A 15,188-nucleotide genomic window follows, 5' to 3' on the forward strand; every position below is an offset into this window, starting at 1 on the left:
CATCACGCGTGCGCTGCACCGCACCGGGTGTCCCATACAGTTGACCCATGGAATCCCGCAGCGTTGCTCTGGTCACTCTGGGCTGCGCTCGCAACGAGGTCGACTCCGAGGAGTTGGCCGGCAGGCTGGCCGGCGAGGGGTGGACACTGGTCGACGACGCGGCCGACGCCGACGTCGCCGTCATCAACACGTGCGGGTTCGTCGAGCAGGCCAAGAAGGACTCGATCGACGCCCTGCTCGAGGCGAACGATCTCAAGGAGCACGGCCGCACCCGGGCGGTCGTGGCCGTCGGCTGTCTCGCCGAGCGGTATGGCGAACAACTCGCCGCGCAACTGCCCGAAGCGGACGCAGTGCTCGGATTCGACTCGTATGTCGACATGTCCGCGCACCTGACGTCCGTCCTGGGCGGCCACGCGCCGGCGTCCCACACACCGTCCGACCGGCGCAAGCTGCTGCCGATCAGTCCCGTGGACCGGCAGGGAGCGGGCCTGCCGACGCCCGGCCACGGGGACGTCCGGCGTCCCGACGACGTCCAGATCGCCTCGCCGGCCTCGTCGCCGCGAGTCATCCGGGCCCGGCTGGACGGCCGTCCGTGGGCACCGTTGAAAATCGCCTCGGGCTGCGACCGGCGGTGCGCGTTCTGCGCGATCCCGTCGTTCCGAGGGGCGTTCGTGTCTCGACGGCCGGCCGACGTACTCGCCGAGGCGCGCTGGCTGGGGCAGCACGACGTCCGGGAGGTCTTCCTGGTGTCGGAAAACTCGACGTCGTACGGCAAGGACCTCGGCGACCTGCGACTGCTCGACACGATGCTGCCGGAACTCGTTGACCTCGAAGGAATCTCGCGCGTCCGCGTGTCCTATCTGCAGCCGGCCGAGATCCGGCCCGACCTGCTCGACGTCATGACGTCGACCCCGGGGGTCGTCCCGTACTTCGACATCTCGTTCCAGCACGCGAGCGGCCCGCTGCTGCGCCGGATGCGCCGTTTCGGCGACAAGGAGTCCTTCTTGCAGCTGCTCGCGGACGTGCGGGCGCGGGCGCCATACGCCGGCATCCGCAGCAATGTCATCGTGGGTTTCCCGGGCGAGACCGATGACGACCTGGCGCAACTCGAGGAGTTCCTCGTCGCTGCGCGGCTCGACGTCGTCGGTGTCTTCGGCTACTCGGACGAGGACGGCACCGAGGCCGAGACGTATGACGCGAAGCTTCCCGACCACGAGGTGGCGGCACGGTTGGAGCACTTCCGGACTCTCGCCGAGCAGCTGAACGAGCAGCGAGCCACCGAGCGGATCGGCGAAACCCTGGACGTGCTGGTCGAATCCGACGGCACCGGCGACGACGACGACGGTGAGACCCGAGGCCGCGCAGGACAACAGGGGCCCGACGTCGACGGCGAGACGATCCTCACGGTCGAGCCCGGCACGGTCGCCATCGGTGACATCGTCACTGCCCGCGTCACCGGCACTCTCGGCATCGATCTCGTGGCAGAGAAACTTCCGTGAGCGCCGAGCGCAGGGAAGGGCGACCGAGCGCGCGTGAGGAGGCCGCGCGGCAGAAAGGCCGGCAAGCAACTGCGCGAAACGAAGCCGCCCGGCGCACGGCGGTGGCCCGCGAAGAACTCGAGCGTCGCAAGGCGGAGTTCGAGCGACGCCGCGCCGCGGGCGAGCCGCTCATCGCGCCGCCGCTGCCGGACCCGGCATCCACGCCGAGCACCGGTGTCAGCACCTGGAACATCGCCAACGCGCTCACGATGTTCCGCATCGTGCTGGTGCCCTTCTTCGGCTGGGCGCTGCTCACCCACGGTGGTCACCGGACGAGCTTCCGGGTCATTGCGGTGATCATCTTCGTGGTGGCCTCGATCACCGACCGCATCGACGGCGACCTGGCCCGATCCCGAGGCCTGGTCACCGATTTCGGCAAGATGATGGACCCCATCGCCGACAAGGCACTGATGGGTATGGCGCTCATCGGGCTCTCGATCATCGGCCGACTGCCGTGGTGGGTGACCGCGGTGATCCTGGTGCGCGAGGTCGGCATCACCCTGCTGCGCCTGTCGGTGATCCGGCACGGTGTCCTGCCCGCGAGCCGAGGCGGCAAGCTGAAGACCGTTCTGCAAGCGGTCGCGATCGGCTTGTTCCTGTTGCCGATCGGTGGCTGGTTCGACGTCGTCGCGTGGGTCGTCATGCTGGCCGCCCTCGCGATCACCGTCGTGACCGGTGTCGACTACATCTTCCGGGCGATGAAACTCCGCCAGAACAGCGAGCGTTCGCGTGCCCGGCGGGCGGCGCGGCGTGCGTCGCGCGGGCACTGAGCGAGGAGCTGATGCAGGACGATGAGCTGATCGCCGCACTCCGGCGACGTGGTGACACCGTCGCCGCGGCCGAGTCGCTGACCGGTGGACTCGTCTGCGCGGCACTGACGGCAGTGCCCGGTGCGAGCGCTGTGGTGCGCGGCAGCGTCACGTCATACGCCACCGACGTCAAGGCGAGCGTGCTCGGCGTCGGCGAGCGTCTGCTGCGCGCGGGCGGCCCGGTTCAGGCCGAGGTCGCGCGGCAGATGGCGCACGGCGTGCGACGGCTGATGGGCGCGACGCACGGTCTCGCCACGACCGGTGTGGCCGGGCCCGATCCGCAGGACGACGTGCCGGTCGGTCGGGTCTTCGTCGCCGTCGGGTGGGACGATGCGCCGGGGGTGCCGGTCGACGAAGTGCGGATGCTGGAGCTGAAGGGAGACCGCGCGGCGATCCGTGACCAGGCGGTGCGCGCGGTTCTCGACCTGCTCGGCGACTGTCTCGGCGGGAATGAGCGTGACGGGCGCCGTGGTTGACCGGGCGCGTCGGCTGCGGCCGGGTGGCGCGCCGGACGCGCGTCGGTGGTGCCCGCTAAGCTGATGATGTTCGCACTGCTGTCGATGCCGAGGGAGGCGCCATGATCCTGCTCCGCCGTGAGCTCGGTGACGTGCTGCGCAGTGTGCGTCGCGAGCAGGGGCGCACGTTGCGCGAGGTCGCCCAGGCTGCACAGTTGTCGCTCGGCTACCTCTCGGAGATCGAGCGCGGTGAGAAGGAAGCCTCGTCCGAGTTGCTGGCCGCGGTCTGTGATGCTCTGGGGGTGCGCATGTCCGACGCGCTGCTGTCGGTGTCCCAGCGGCTCGCGGCTGCCGAAGAAGTTGCCGCACCGGTGCAGTTGCCGGTCCCGACCGCCTCGTCGGTGGTCTCGTCCGCGGCGTGATTCAGCCGCCGGTCTGACAGCCGGGGCAGAACACCAGCGTCCGCTGGGTGGGTTGTTCGCCGATCGGCCCGTTCCGCAACAGCCTGCCGCAGCGTCGGCACGGTTCGCCGACATGGCCGTATGCCGCTGCGGTGTCTGCATATCCGGCGCGGCTGATGGATGCATTCAGCAACCGGTGTGCGGTGTTGAGCAGCGTCCGGAGCTGTGGGTCCGGGAGCTCGCCGACCGTCGCCCACGGGTTGACCCGACAGGCGAAGAGCGTCTCCGTGGTCCAGATCGTCCCGAGACCGGCCAGGTTGCGCTGGTCGAGCAGCGCCGCGCCGATCGTGCGGTTCGGCTGGCCGCGCAAGCGGGTTGCCGCCACCGCCGGGTCCCAGTCCGCGCCGAGCAGATCGGGACCGAGATGGCCCACCAGCCGGCGCTCGTCGCGCGTTTCCAGCAGATCCAGCATCCCGAGGCGGTCCCCGACCGCTGTCCACTCCGCCGTCGCCAGCAAGGCCCGGATCGCCGTGCTGCGCACGGACCGCGCGGTCACTGCACTGGTCGCGCGGACGCGCCAGCTTCCCTCCATCCGCAAGTGGCTGTGCAGGGTCAGCCCGGAGTCCAGCCGGTGCAACAGGTGCTTGCCGCGCGGCACGACCTCGAGGGTGGTCATGCCGTGCAGCCGGCGGCCGGCGAGCGCGGGCCACCGTAGTTCGCAACCGACCAGCTCCCCACCGCGGAGCGCGTCGTCGAGACGCCGCGCGGTGCGCCATACCGCGTCGCCTTCAGGCACGTCCCACGCTCCACATGTCGTGCATCATCTCAACACTGGTATGACGATCGCGATGACCCGGCTGCCTACGCTGGCCGCATGAACGACCCCGTCCACGTGCCCCAGCCCTGGTGGCAGCGTCACCTGCTCGACGTGCTCGCGCTGATCGGCGCCTTCGCAATCCTCGGGTCGGCGAGCCGGCTCGACCGGCACGCGGCCGAACGCGGCATCGACGCTCTCGCCATCTCGCTCGGTCTTCTCGGGGTCGCCGCGATCCTCGTCCGACGCCGCTCGCCGTTGGTCAGCCTGCTGGTTCCGTGTGCCGCGGTCGGGAGCTATTTGCTGCTGCGCTACCCGAACGGTCCGACCTACTTCCTGTTGCCGCTCGGCGTCTTCAGCTACGGCTTCCACGGCGTGCGTCCGCTCACCCGACGGCTGGAAGCACTGGTGATCGTGCTGGTGGCCGCGTGTGCCTATCTCGGCGGTGGCCAGGACACCGCCATCCGGACGACGATCGTGCTGAGCTGGGGTCTCGCAGCCGCGGTGCTCGCCGAACTGCTGCGCACCAGGGCAGATCGGGCCGAAGACCGCCGAAAAGCGTTGCTGCAGCAGCAGAAACGCGCGCAGGCGGAGCAACAGCTCGAGCTGGCACGGGATCTGCACGACAGCGTCGCACACGCGCTGACCGCCATCACTGTGCAGGCCGCGCTGGCGGAACGACTGGCCCGTGAGCGCCCCGACGAGGCGATCGAGGCGGCCCGCGCAGCACGCATCGCCGGCCGTGATGCGCTCGCGGACCTGGGCGTCATCGTCGGCTCGTTGCGCGAGCCCGGCACTGCACCGACACGCCCGCAGCACGGCGTCGAGGAGATCGACGCGCTCGTCGAGCGTGCGCGGGAAGCCGGGCTGCGGGTCAGCGTCGATCGGGCCTGGCTCAGCGAGTGCAGCGACGAGCTGCAGGGCGTGGCATACCGCGTCGTGCAGGAAGGATTGACCAACGCCGTGCGCTACGCACCGGGCAGCAGTGTCCGCGTCGTCCTGCGTGGCGATCGGTCGGCAATCCACGTGTCGCTCACCGACGACGGGCCGGCGCCGGGCAGCGTCGTGCAGCCGTCCGGTGGTGGTCACGGCCTGGTCGGTATGGCGGAACGCGTGCGCGCAACCGGGGGCGTGCTGCGGCACGGCCCCCGGTCCGACGGCGGCTACATCGTCGAAGCACGTTGGGAAACGGCGTGATTCGCGTCGTGGTCGCGGATGACCAGGCGCTGGTGCGGCGCGGCTTCGCGACGCTCATCGGGCTCGAGGCCGACATCGAGGTGGTGGCCGAAGCGACCACCGGGCAGGAAGCGGTCGCCGCTGCGATCGAGCATCGGCCGGATGTGCTGCTGATGGACATCCGGATGCCCGAGGTGGACGGACTGGAGGCGACTCGCCGGATCACCGCGGAACCGTCGCTCGCGGGCGTTCACGTTGTCATGCTCACGACCTTCGACCTCGACGAATACGTCTTCCAGGCCTTGCGATTCGGCGCCAGCGGGTTCCTCGTGAAGCATACCGACCCAGACGAGCTGGTGCGGGCGTTACGGGTGGTGGCGGCCGGCGACGCGTTACTCTCACCGACGGTGACGCGACGGTTGATCGCCCGGTTCGCGACCGAGCACGCCGACGTCGCGCCGTCCCCGACCCGGAAGGAACCGTCGCGGTTGGTGACCTTGCTGACCGAGCGAGAGCGGGACGTGGTCGGGCTGGTCGCCCTCGGCCTCTCGAACGACGAGATCGCGGAGCGCTGGTTCGTCAGTCAGGCGACGGTGCGCACCCACGTGAGCCGTGCGATGACCAAGCTGCACGCGCGCGACCGCGCCCAGCTGGTCGTCATCGCCTACCAGCACGGTCTCGCCGAACCACCTGCCGTATGACGGCCGGCGAGGCGCCGACTCAACACCCGACCCTGCCCGGCCGTCACTCTTGCCGAGAGGCCCACAAATGCCCCAGAGGCTCACATCCGCACGGTCATTTCCTGAGTGTTTCTGAGCCTCTCGAGATCTTGCTGAGCCTCTCGGGAAGGGGCCGACTCAACATCTGACGTAGGCCGATCTCCACGCGGAGCCGATGTGCGCGAGCGCCGGCGCAGGCACGGTGGAGACATGAGAAACGACAACGAGATCGACGTCGTCGCGGTGACCGGCCTGACCAAGCGCTACGGGCGTCGCACCGTGGTCGACGACGTCGACCTGCAGCTGCCCACCGGATCGATCACCGGCCTGATCGGGCCGAACGGTGCCGGTAAGACGACCATCATGTCGATGCTGCTGGGTCTGGTCCGGCCGAGCAGCGGTCGAGGCACGGTCCTCGGCCATGACCTGTCACGACCGGCCGACTACCTGGCCCACGTCGGGGCGCTCATCGAGGGACCGGCGTTCTTCGGCAACCTCTCCGGCCGGGACAACCTGCACTACTTCGCGCGGCTCGGCGGGCACGACGTCGGCATCGTTCCGGAGGTGCTCGATGTGGTGGGTTTGCGAGGACGAGAAGGCGATCCGTACTCGTCATACTCGCTCGGCATGAAGCAGCGGCTGGGCATCGGCGCCGCCCTGCTCGGCGACCCGGACCTGGTCATCCTCGACGAACCGACCAACGGTGTGGACCCGGCGGGCATGCGTGACATCCGCGCAATGGTCCGACGCATCGCGGGCGACGGCCGCACGGTGCTGATCTCCTCGCACCTGCTCGCCGAACTGGAGCACGTGTGCGATCGGGTAATCGTGCTCGACCAGGGCGGGCTGCGCTACAGCGGCCCGCTGCACGAGCTGCCGAGTTCACGCGCGGAAGTGATCCTGCTGCGCGGGCTCTCGAGTTCCGACGACGAGGAACTGCACCGGCTGCTCAGTGCTCGCGGGCTCACCGTGGAGCGGCGCGCGGACGGTTTCGCGGTCGACGTCGGAGCCGACGACCCGTCGCGGCTGGCCGGTGAGTTGAGCCGCCGCGCCATGGACCACGGTGTCCAACTGGTCGAACTGCACCATCAGAAGCAATCACTCGAGGACCGGGTGCTCGACCTGGTCGGAACAGGGAGCAGGTCATGAGCGCACCGCAGACCGCCGAAGTAGACGCCGAGATCCGCGGGCGGAGGCATGCGGCCACGAGTGAGCGCCCCGGAACCCGGGCGAAGCGCGGTCGTCGACGGACGGGGCGCCTCGCGATCTCGCGGACGTTCGTCGCAGAGTGGATTCGGTTGTCCAGCAAGCGGACCTGGCTGATCGCCATACCGCTTGCGATCATCTATTCGGCGATCCTCACCGTCGTGATGATCGACACGGCGCCGCCGCGCGCCAACGGTGGCGTGAGCCTGCAGGCACTCGGCCAGTCGGGCGGTGGCACGCTGTCGGTGCGCACCGCCGTCGCGTTCACCTCGGTGCTGATCCTGGCGCTGTTCGTCGGGATGAGTGCGGGATCGTTCGCGCGCGGCACCTGGCGTGCGTCGCTGCTGCAGCAGCCGCGCCGGCTGACGCTGGCGGCGGGGACGTTCGCGGCGCGCATCGCGCTCAGCGCGGTGGTGGTCGCGGTGCTGTTCATCACAGGCGTCGTGACGGCATACCTGATGGCGCCGGGGAAGGGCATCGACACCGGCTCATGGCTCGACACAACATCGCTGCAGCTGGCCGGCGAGGACTACCTGCGCTCGATGGCGTTCATCGTCGGCTGGGCCTTGCTCGGCACCCTGCTCGGGATCGCGACCCGCTCCGTGCCGATCGGCCTCGGCATCGGCATCCTGTGGGCGGGGCCTTTGGAGAACATCCTCGGCGACCGGTTGGCGATCGGGGGGCGAATGGTTCCCGGGCCTGCTGCTGCGGTATGTCGTGGCTCCCGAAACCGCCGTCGTCACCGGCACTGCGCTGGTGCTGCGGCTGGTGCTGTATGCCGTGCTCGCGCTGCTCCTCGTCGGCGTGTTGCTGCGCCGCCGCGACGTGGCGAGCTAGGTAAAACCCCACGAAGTTTCTCCTGCGCTCCGCTCCTCCGAATACTTCAGGGGGCCCGAAAGTCAGCGGCGCAGGCGCAAGCCCTTCGGCGTGGTGTGGAACCCCGCGTCGAGGAGTGCCTGCGCCAGCGGATGATCGGAACCCAGCGCGGGCGCGCCGTCGATGCTTTCGACGGTGAGCCCGCGCAGTCGTGGTGTGCCGCGCGCGTCGGGTGGCAGCACAACGAGGCGGGCGAGAGCAGTGGCGGCCGCCTGGAGTTGGTCGACCGCGTCGGTGAAGGTGAGCACGGTGCGCCCGCCTCGCTCCACGAAGAGCGCCGGCCTGCCGTCGGTGAGCACCAGCATCGCGCCGGCGCGACGGCTCGGCCGGTGCTCGACCGGAGCCTCGTCCCGCTGCGGCCAGGGGAGCGCGGCGCCGAATGGATTTGCCGGGTCGGAAGCGGCGAGCACCGTCGTGATCATCTGTGCCGGGGGCACGACGTCCCACGGGTTGCGTTGAACGTCAACTATTTTGCCGCTTGCTCGCAGCCGGTCGACTGCTCCGGTGCCGCCGAACTGAGCGGCTCCCAGACCCTCGACGAAATAGCCGCGGCGCACTCGCCCGGAGTCCTCGGCGGCGGCCAGGACGCGGTAGACGGCGGCGAACCCACCGAGCACGCCCTCCGCCTGGACAGCCCCGCGAGTGACGATGCCGTGCCGGTCGAGCAGCACCTCGGCCTGCGCGAACGCGCGCGCAGTCACGTCCTGGGTGATCTCCGGCAGCACCGACCAGCGGCCGGTCGCCGTGGGTGGACCACTGCGGGTAGTCGTGCGGGAGGAGGCGCTGGGTCGGATCCCGCCCAGGGCACCGGGCCGGCCGTAACGCGAGCGGCGGGGACCCTGCGGCCGCGACTTGTGCGCCGTGCGGCCACCGGCCAGCAGCGCGCGCACGGGGGCGAACGTGTCGCCGCTGATCCGGCCGGACCAGACGAGATCCCACAAGGCGGTGAGAATTTGGTCGTCGCCGAGGTGCTCGTCCGGCGCGGTCACGGCGTCGGCGAGCGCCCGGAAGAAGTAGGCGCCGCCGCTCTCCAGCGGCTCCAGCATCCGCCGGTGCAGGTCGGTGAGGTCGACGGTCTCGTCGGGCGGGGCGAGGGTCAGGGCGGCTGTGTCGGCCGGGTGCAACGAGATCCACCCGTCGTCGCCGGGGAGCGCTGCGTGGCCCTGCCAGATCACGTCGCCGCCCGCCATCAGCTCGTCCAGCATGCCTGGGTGGTATGACGCAAGGCGTGCCGGCAGCACGAGCGTCTCGAGGGCGCTGGCGGGGATCCGGGCACCGGCCAGCTGTTCGACGACGCGCATGAGGCCGTCGGCGCCGCGCAGCGTGCCGCCGACACCCTGCCAGGCCGGCAGGAAACGCGCGAGGTCCTCGGCCGGAACCGGCTCGACCTCGGCACGCAGCGCCGCGAGCGAGCGGCGCTTGATGGTGCGCAATACCTCGGGATCGCAGTAGTCCACACCGTGCATGCCCCCGCCGAGCTCGGTCGGGCGCAGGTCGCCCTCGATGAGCCGTCCGGCTCCGACCAGCCGGCGCAGTGCGTCATGCGCGACGGAGCGGCCGATGCCGAGCGCCGCCGCGACCTCGACGTCGGGGAACGGCCCGTGGGTGCGGGCGTGCCGTGCGACCAGGTCCCCGAGCGGATCGGTGACCGGCTCCAGAAACGCGGCCGGCAACCCGGGCGGCAGCGCAACACCGAGAGCGTCGCGCAGGCGCGAGGCATCCTCGACCGCGGCGTAGCGAACCACGTCTCCCCACCGCACCTCGATCAGGCGTCGCGCCGACACGAGTTCCTTGAGCCACGAAGCGACTTCGTCGCGCACCTCGGGTTTGGTCCGCGCGGTGATCTGCTCCACATCGAGGGCTCCGAGCACACGCAGGAGGTCGGCGACGTCCTCTGCGTGCCGACACGCTCGCTCGGGGGTGAGGCGTTGCAGCGCGAGCTCGGTGTCGCGCACGACGCTGGCGTCGAGCAGGTCCCGTAGTGACGCACCCTCGCCGGTGCCCAGCAGGTCCGCCAGCAGTGACGGGTCGAGCGCCAGCGCGGCGGCACGTCGTTCGGCGAGTGGCGAGTCGCCTTCGTAGAGGAACTGCGCGACATAGCCGAAGAGCAGACTCGCGGCGAACGGCGACGGGGCGTCGGTGTCGACCTGCACCACCCGGACGCGGCGGGCGCCGACGTCGCGCATCAGTCGCTCGAGGCCGGGCACGTCGAAGACGTCCTGCAGGCACTCGCGGACGGCTTCGAGCACGATGGGGAAGGACGGGTAGCGCGACGCCACTTCCAGCAGCTGGGCGGACCGCTGGCGCTGCTGCCAGAGGGCTTGCCGTCGTCCTGGGTTGCGCCGTGGCAGCAGCAGCGCACGCGCCGCGCACTCGCGGAAACGTGCCGCGAACAAAGCGGATCCGCCGATCTCCTCGGTGACGATGTTGGCGGTGGTCTCCGGGTCGAGGAGCACCAGCTCGAGCAGTCGTGCCGGATCGGCGGCGTCACTGTCCGGGTCGATGTCGGGCAGCCGTAGCACGATGCCGTCGTCACCGTGCATGGTCTGCACGTCGATGCCGAGCCGCTCGCGGATCCGGGCGCCGATGGCGAGCGCCCAAGGTGCGTGAACCGGCGCGCCATAGGGCGAATGGATGACGACCCGCCAGTCGCCCAGCTCGTCACGGAACCGCTCGACGACGATCGCCTTGTCGTGCGGCACTTGCCCGGTGGCTTCCTGCTGCTCGCGCAGATAGGCCAGCAGGTTGTCGGTCGCCCACTCGTCGAGACCGGTGTCGGCGACGCGCGCGCGAGCGGTCGAGTCGTCCAGCGAGACCAGCTCTCGGACGAATTCGCCTAGCGCCGCGCCGAGTTCGGCGGGGCGGCCCGGTGCATCGCCCTTCCAGAACGGCAGCTTCCCGGGCTGACCCGGTGCCGGTGTGACCAGAACCTGGTCATGGGTGATGTCTTCGATCCGCCAGCTGCTGGTGCCGAGCGTGAAGACGTCGCCGACGCGTGACTCGTAGACCATCTCCTCGTCGAGCTCACCGACCCGCCGTCCTGGTCCGTCGCTGCCGGCGAGGAAGACGCCGTAGAGGCCGCGGTCGGGGATGGTCCCGCCGCTGGTGACCGCGAGCCGGAGAGCGCCGGGGCGACCACTCAGGGTGCCGGTGATGCGGTCCCACACGATGCGCGGGCGCAGCTCGGCGAACTCGTCGGAGGGATAGCGGCCCGCCAGCATGTCCAGCACGGACTCGGTGACGGTGCGCGGCAGAGCGGCGAACGACGCTGTGCGGCATACCAATTGCTGGAGGTCGTCGACCGACCAGTCGTCCATGGCACACATCGCGACGATTTGCTGGGCGAGCACGTCGAGCGGGTTCTTCGGTATGGCGAGGGACTCGATCATCCCGGCACGCATCCCGGCGACGACGACCGCCGACTGCACGAGGTCGCCGCGGAATTTGGGGAAGAAAACACCGTGGGACACGGCGCCGACCTGGTGCCCCGCTCGCCCGACGCGCTGCAGGCCGCTCGCGACGCTCGGCGGTGACTCGACCTGCACGACCAGATCGACCGCACCCATGTCGATCCCGAGCTCGAGCGAGCTCGTCGCCACCACCGCGGGCAGGCGGCCGGACTTGAGGGCGTCCTCGATCTCCGCCCGCTGTTCCTTGGCGACCGACCCGTGGTGCGCACGGGCGAGCACCGCTGGCGCGCCGTGGGATTGGCCGGCCTGTGCCATGAGTTGGGCGGGCGGCCGCGCCGGCCGCGCCGGCCGCGCCGGCTGCTCGCCGAGCCGGTCCGCCCAGATCTCGTTGAGCCGGGCGGTGAGGCGCTCGGCCAGCCGGCGGGAGTTGGCGAAGACGATGGTCGACTTGTGCGCCGCGACGAGGTCGACGATGCGCTCCTCGACGTGCGGCCAGATCGAGGCACGCTCGACGGGATCGGGCGTGGGCCCGTCGACCGGACCGGTGGCTTGTCCGAGCTCGGTCAGATCGGGGACGGGCACGACCACGTCGAGCTGCCAGTCCTTTTCGGCCGCGGGTTGCACCGTTGTCAGCGGACGGCCACCGGTGAGGAAGCGGCCCACCTCCTCCACCGGCCGCACGGTCGCCGACAGGCCGATGCGTTGTGCGGGCCGCGGAAGGAGCGCGTCGAGACGTTCGAGCGACAACGCGAGGTGCGCACCGCGCTTGGTGCCGGCGACTGCGTGCACCTCGTCGACGATCACCGTCTCGACACCGACGAGCGCTTCGCGGGCGGCGGAGGTGAGCAGCAGGAAGAGCGACTCCGGGGTGGTGATCAGGATGTCGCTCGGCCGCCGGGCGAAGGTGCGGCGCTCGGAGGCCGGGGTGTCGCCGGAGCGCACCGACACGGTGACGTCCGGGCGCGGCAGCTGGAGCCGATCGGCCGCATGCTGGATGCCGACCAGCGGTGACCGCAGGTTGCGCTCGACGTCGACCGCCAGTGCCTTCATCGGCGAGACGTAGAGAACCCGGCACCGCGCCTTGGGGTCCTCGGGCACGGGCTCGCGGATCATGGCGTCGATCGCCCAGAGGAACGCCGACAGGGTCTTGCCGGAGCCGGTCGGCGCGACGACGAGGGTGTGGTCAGCCTTGCTGATCGCGTCCCACGCGCCGGCCTGGGCCGGCGTGGGCGCGCTGAAGGACCCCTCGAACCACGCACGGGTAGCGGGGGAGAAGCGGTGCAGGACGTCGGTCATTCCAGGGTTAGCTTCGCATCACGCACCGACAAGCCGTCGGGCCGGCGGGAGGTGGCGACACTTACCCTGGACGATGTGAAGCATTCGGAGTACAGGCGGCTGATGACCGACGAGTTCGGGTCGGCGTATGCCGGGGTGCTCGGCGCCAGCCACGTCCTGCAGAAGCTCGGCAATCGCACACCCGACGAGGCGCTCGCGGACGGCGTCAAGCCGCGTGAGGTCTGGCTCGCCGTCTGTGAGGACCTGCAGGTCCCCGAGGAGCGCCGGCTCGGCCGCGACATACCGATCAAGGAGCGTCGGGACATCTGAGCAGTGCCCGCGGCGCAATGGTCGATTCAGCGGATGAACGTGAACCAGTGCGCATCGGCGCGGAGCGGTTCCGGAGCGCGACCACAGACCGTCCGTATGACGATCGGCCCGGGACACATCGCGCCTTCTATGAGCCGCTCGATGTCTTCGGCGTCCTTGATCAGGATGCGTCCTGTCCGTTGTGGATGGCTGCGCCCAGAGTCCAAAGCGCTTGATGGTGGCTGCTCTTGATGGTTCCGACGCTGATGCCGAGCGCTGCCGCTTCTTGTTCCGACAGGCGCGCAGTGCCGCAGCACGACGACCCTCGCTGTCGCTCGGGACTGACGCTGGTGCAGCTTCGCGAGTATCCGGTCGCTGAGTTGTATGACGGCCTTTCAGAGGCTGAGCATCTGCCCGCGATTTACGTCACCGCAGCGGTGTTGCCACGGTAACCGCTTGATGGGAGGCGGCCGGACGCGCCGGCGAACCGGTCGACGCGGACTGTCCAGATGTCGTCGTCGGGGGGGCAGCGAAGGAGATCTCCCGGTCGTCGAGTTGCCGAACACGCCGCACATCAGCACCAGATCGGCGGGCACGGCATCCGCGTCGAGACTGTCGTCGGCTGTGTCCGCGCGGTGGACGGTGAGGTGCGATCCGAGGTCTCGGTCGCTGCCAGGGCGCCGTCGAGGCTGTCCACAATCCCTTCGTGGAGTGGCGTTCCGCATGAGGGGATGTGGATAACGTGAATCGACGAAATACATTGCAAAATAGTCATATTCGGGTATACTCGAACACATGAGCGACACGCAGAACGATACGGTTCAGGGTGGTGACACTGTCCTGGACGTGTCGGCTCTGCGTGTCCTTCTCGACCGGTTGGGCGGTGACCTGCCGGACCGGGACCTGCTGCGTCAGGTGCGGGTGTTGGAAGAGTTGAAGAACGCGATCAGTGCCCGGCAAGCGCGTGCGACCGTGGAACTGCACCGGCGTCAGCGGATCCGGGACGCCGCCCGGGGGATCGACCGGGCCAAGACTGCCCGGTTCGTGGGTTCCCAGGTGGCGTTGGCGCGCCGGCGTTCCCCGCATCTGGGGTCGCGGTTGCTGGGTTTGGCGCATGCCCTGGTGGAGGAGATGCCACACACGCAGGCGGCGTTGACGGCCGGGGTGATCAGCGAGTGGGATGCGACGGCCGTGTGCCAGCAGACCGCGTGCCTGACCCGCCAGGACCGGGAAGTCGTGGACGCGGCACTGGCGGGCGACCTGGGCCAGGTCAGTCATCGCCGGCTGGTGGCTGCCGCCCAGGAACACGCCTATGCCGCCGACCCGGCCGCCTTCGTGGCCCGCCGGGCCCGCGCGGAGAACCAGCGGCGGGTCAGCCTGCGGCCGGCGCCGGACTGCATGAGCTACCTGACTGGGTTGTTGCCGGTCAAGGACGGTGTCGCCTGCTACGCCGCGCTGAGGGCGGCGGCCGCGCAGCGGGGTGACCAGCCGCTGGGTCAGGCGATGGCCGACGTGCTGGTCGAACGGCTCACCGGACGCACCACGCCGGACACCGACACTGCGGGGCAGGTGCGGGTGCAGGTCAACCTGCTGACGCCGATCGACACGCTGACCGGTGACGCCCCGGCGTACGTGCCCGGGTACGGCCCGATCCCGCCGGACCTGGCCCGCGAATGGGTCACCGGTGACGGCGCGGCAGCGGCCCAGGTGCGCACCCAGATCCGGCGGATCTTCACCTACCCCGGCACCGGCGACATCGTCGGCATGGACTCCCGGGCCCGCACCTACCCAGGGCTGCTGGCGCACCTGATCCGGTTGCGTGACCAGACCTGCCGCACCCCCTACTGTGATGCGCCCATCGCGCACCTCGACCACATCCGCTCCCACGCCGACGGCGGACCCACCAGCGAACGCAACGCGCAAGGAGCGTGCGAACGCTGCAACTACGTCAAAGAACACCCCGACATCACCATCACCGGCCACGCCGGGCAGACCACCATGGCGACCGGTGGCCTGACCGCCACCAGCCACCCGCCGGCACCGCCAGGCATGCACCCACCGACCAGATCACCGGCCGAACGCACCCTCATCGACATCACCTGGCACCACAACATCAGCTGGCATTCCCCCTGAGTTCGAGCATCGTCGAGTCATCCTGTGACTCGACGGCAGCGCCGACACGCCACGCCGACGGGCTTCG

General features: G+C 70.0%; 12 protein-coding genes. 9 read left to right on the forward strand and 3 right to left on the reverse strand.

Going from position 1 to position 15,188, the window contains the following annotated elements; genetic code table 11:
- Window positions 1-47: 47 nt before the first annotated feature.
- The 4 genes from rimO (at window position 48) to ACN8HC_RS05115 (ending at window position 3,224) form a co-directional block, all read left to right on the forward strand.
- On the forward strand, window positions 48-1,499 hold the full coding sequence (gene rimO, locus ACN8HC_RS05100; protein WP_490073794.1) for a 30S ribosomal protein S12 methylthiotransferase RimO: 1,452 nt from the start codon (window positions 48-50) through the stop codon (window positions 1,497-1,499).
- A complete protein-coding gene (pgsA, locus tag ACN8HC_RS05105) occupies window positions 1,496-2,308 on the forward strand; it encodes a CDP-diacylglycerol--glycerol-3-phosphate 3-phosphatidyltransferase (RefSeq protein ID WP_490073795.1) in 813 nt (270 codons plus the stop codon). The genes rimO and pgsA overlap by 4 nt, the downstream gene beginning before the upstream one ends.
- A gap of 11 nt (window positions 2,309-2,319) precedes the next feature.
- Entirely contained in the window at window positions 2,320-2,823 is a 504-nt protein-coding gene (locus ACN8HC_RS05110; RefSeq protein WP_490073796.1) for a CinA family protein, read from the forward strand.
- Between the two features lie 101 nt (window positions 2,824-2,924).
- A complete protein-coding gene (locus tag ACN8HC_RS05115) occupies window positions 2,925-3,224 on the forward strand; it encodes a helix-turn-helix domain-containing protein (protein WP_490073797.1) in 300 nt (99 codons plus the stop codon).
- A gap of 1 nt (window position 3,225) precedes the next feature.
- Here ACN8HC_RS05115 and ACN8HC_RS05120 read toward each other — a convergent pair whose 3' ends face one another.
- Window positions 3,226-3,999 (reverse strand): DNA-formamidopyrimidine glycosylase family protein, encoded by a 774-nt coding sequence (locus tag ACN8HC_RS05120; protein WP_490073798.1) that lies wholly within the window; start codon window positions 3,997-3,999, stop codon window positions 3,226-3,228.
- A gap of 78 nt (window positions 4,000-4,077) precedes the next feature.
- Between ACN8HC_RS05120 and ACN8HC_RS05125 the strand changes: the two genes are divergently transcribed.
- The 3 genes from ACN8HC_RS05125 to ACN8HC_RS05135 all read left to right on the forward strand — a co-directional run bounded on the left by ACN8HC_RS05125 (window position 4,078) and on the right by ACN8HC_RS05135 (window position 7,061).
- Window positions 4,078-5,214: a sensor histidine kinase gene (locus ACN8HC_RS05125; RefSeq protein ID WP_490073799.1), complete on the forward strand. Its 1,137-nt coding sequence runs from the start codon at window positions 4,078-4,080 to the stop codon at window positions 5,212-5,214.
- The gene (locus ACN8HC_RS05130; RefSeq protein ID WP_490073800.1) at window positions 5,211-5,894 is read left to right on the forward strand and encodes a response regulator; all 684 of its coding nucleotides are present in this window, start codon (window positions 5,211-5,213) and stop codon (window positions 5,892-5,894) included. Before ACN8HC_RS05125 ends, ACN8HC_RS05130 begins: the two co-directional genes overlap by 4 nt.
- 228 nt (window positions 5,895-6,122) lie before the next feature.
- The gene (locus ACN8HC_RS05135) at window positions 6,123-7,061 is read left to right on the forward strand and encodes an ABC transporter ATP-binding protein (RefSeq protein WP_490073801.1); all 939 of its coding nucleotides are present in this window, start codon (window positions 6,123-6,125) and stop codon (window positions 7,059-7,061) included.
- Window positions 7,062-7,257: 196 nt separating this feature from the next.
- Here the strand turns inward: ACN8HC_RS05135 and ACN8HC_RS05140 are convergent, their stop codons facing one another.
- Together ACN8HC_RS05140 and ACN8HC_RS05145 are read right to left on the reverse strand one after the other, a co-directional pair.
- On the reverse strand, window positions 7,258-7,551 hold the full coding sequence (locus ACN8HC_RS05140) for a hypothetical protein (protein ID WP_490073802.1): 294 nt from the start codon (window positions 7,549-7,551) through the stop codon (window positions 7,258-7,260).
- Between the two features lie 466 nt (window positions 7,552-8,017).
- Window positions 8,018-12,700 (reverse strand): ATP-dependent helicase, encoded by a 4,683-nt coding sequence (locus ACN8HC_RS05145; RefSeq protein WP_490073803.1) that lies wholly within the window; start codon window positions 12,698-12,700, stop codon window positions 8,018-8,020.
- Window positions 12,701-12,775: 75 nt separating this feature from the next.
- Here ACN8HC_RS05145 and ACN8HC_RS05150 point away from each other — a divergent pair, with 75 nt between their 5' ends.
- Complete coding sequence (locus tag ACN8HC_RS05150; protein WP_490073804.1) at window positions 12,776-13,009, forward strand: DUF3046 domain-containing protein; 234 nt, start codon at window positions 12,776-12,778, stop codon at window positions 13,007-13,009.
- Window positions 13,010-13,783: 774 nt separating this feature from the next.
- Entirely contained in the window at window positions 13,784-15,121 is a 1,338-nt protein-coding gene (locus ACN8HC_RS05155; protein ID WP_490073805.1) for an HNH endonuclease, read from the forward strand.
- The last annotated feature ends 67 nt before the right edge of the window (window positions 15,122-15,188 follow it).

This window comes from Flexivirga sp. YIM B11880, from assembly GCF_058148645.1.

Bases quoted from the DNA above. Each gene is read 5' to 3' on its own strand.
- rimO (WP_490073794.1), top strand. From the start codon at position 48: ATGGAATCCCGCAGCGTTGCTCTGGTCACTCTGGGCTGCGCTCGCAAC.
- ACN8HC_RS05110 (WP_490073796.1), top strand. From the start codon at position 2,320: ATGCAGGACGATGAGCTGATCGCCGCACTCCGGCGACGTGGTGACACC.
- ACN8HC_RS05115 (WP_490073797.1), top strand. From the start codon at position 2,925: ATGATCCTGCTCCGCCGTGAGCTCGGTGACGTGCTGCGCAGTGTGCGT.
- ACN8HC_RS05125 (WP_490073799.1), top strand. From the start codon at position 4,078: ATGAACGACCCCGTCCACGTGCCCCAGCCCTGGTGGCAGCGTCACCTG.
- ACN8HC_RS05135 (WP_490073801.1), top strand. From the start codon at position 6,123: ATGAGAAACGACAACGAGATCGACGTCGTCGCGGTGACCGGCCTGACC.
- ACN8HC_RS05140 (WP_490073802.1), bottom strand. From the start codon at position 7,551: ATGAACAGCACCGCGACCACCACCGCGCTGAGCGCGATGCGCGCCGCG.
- ACN8HC_RS05145 (WP_490073803.1), bottom strand. From the start codon at position 12,700: ATGACCGACGTCCTGCACCGCTTCTCCCCCGCTACCCGTGCGTGGTTC.
- ACN8HC_RS05155 (WP_490073805.1), top strand. From the start codon at position 13,784: ATGAGCGACACGCAGAACGATACGGTTCAGGGTGGTGACACTGTCCTG.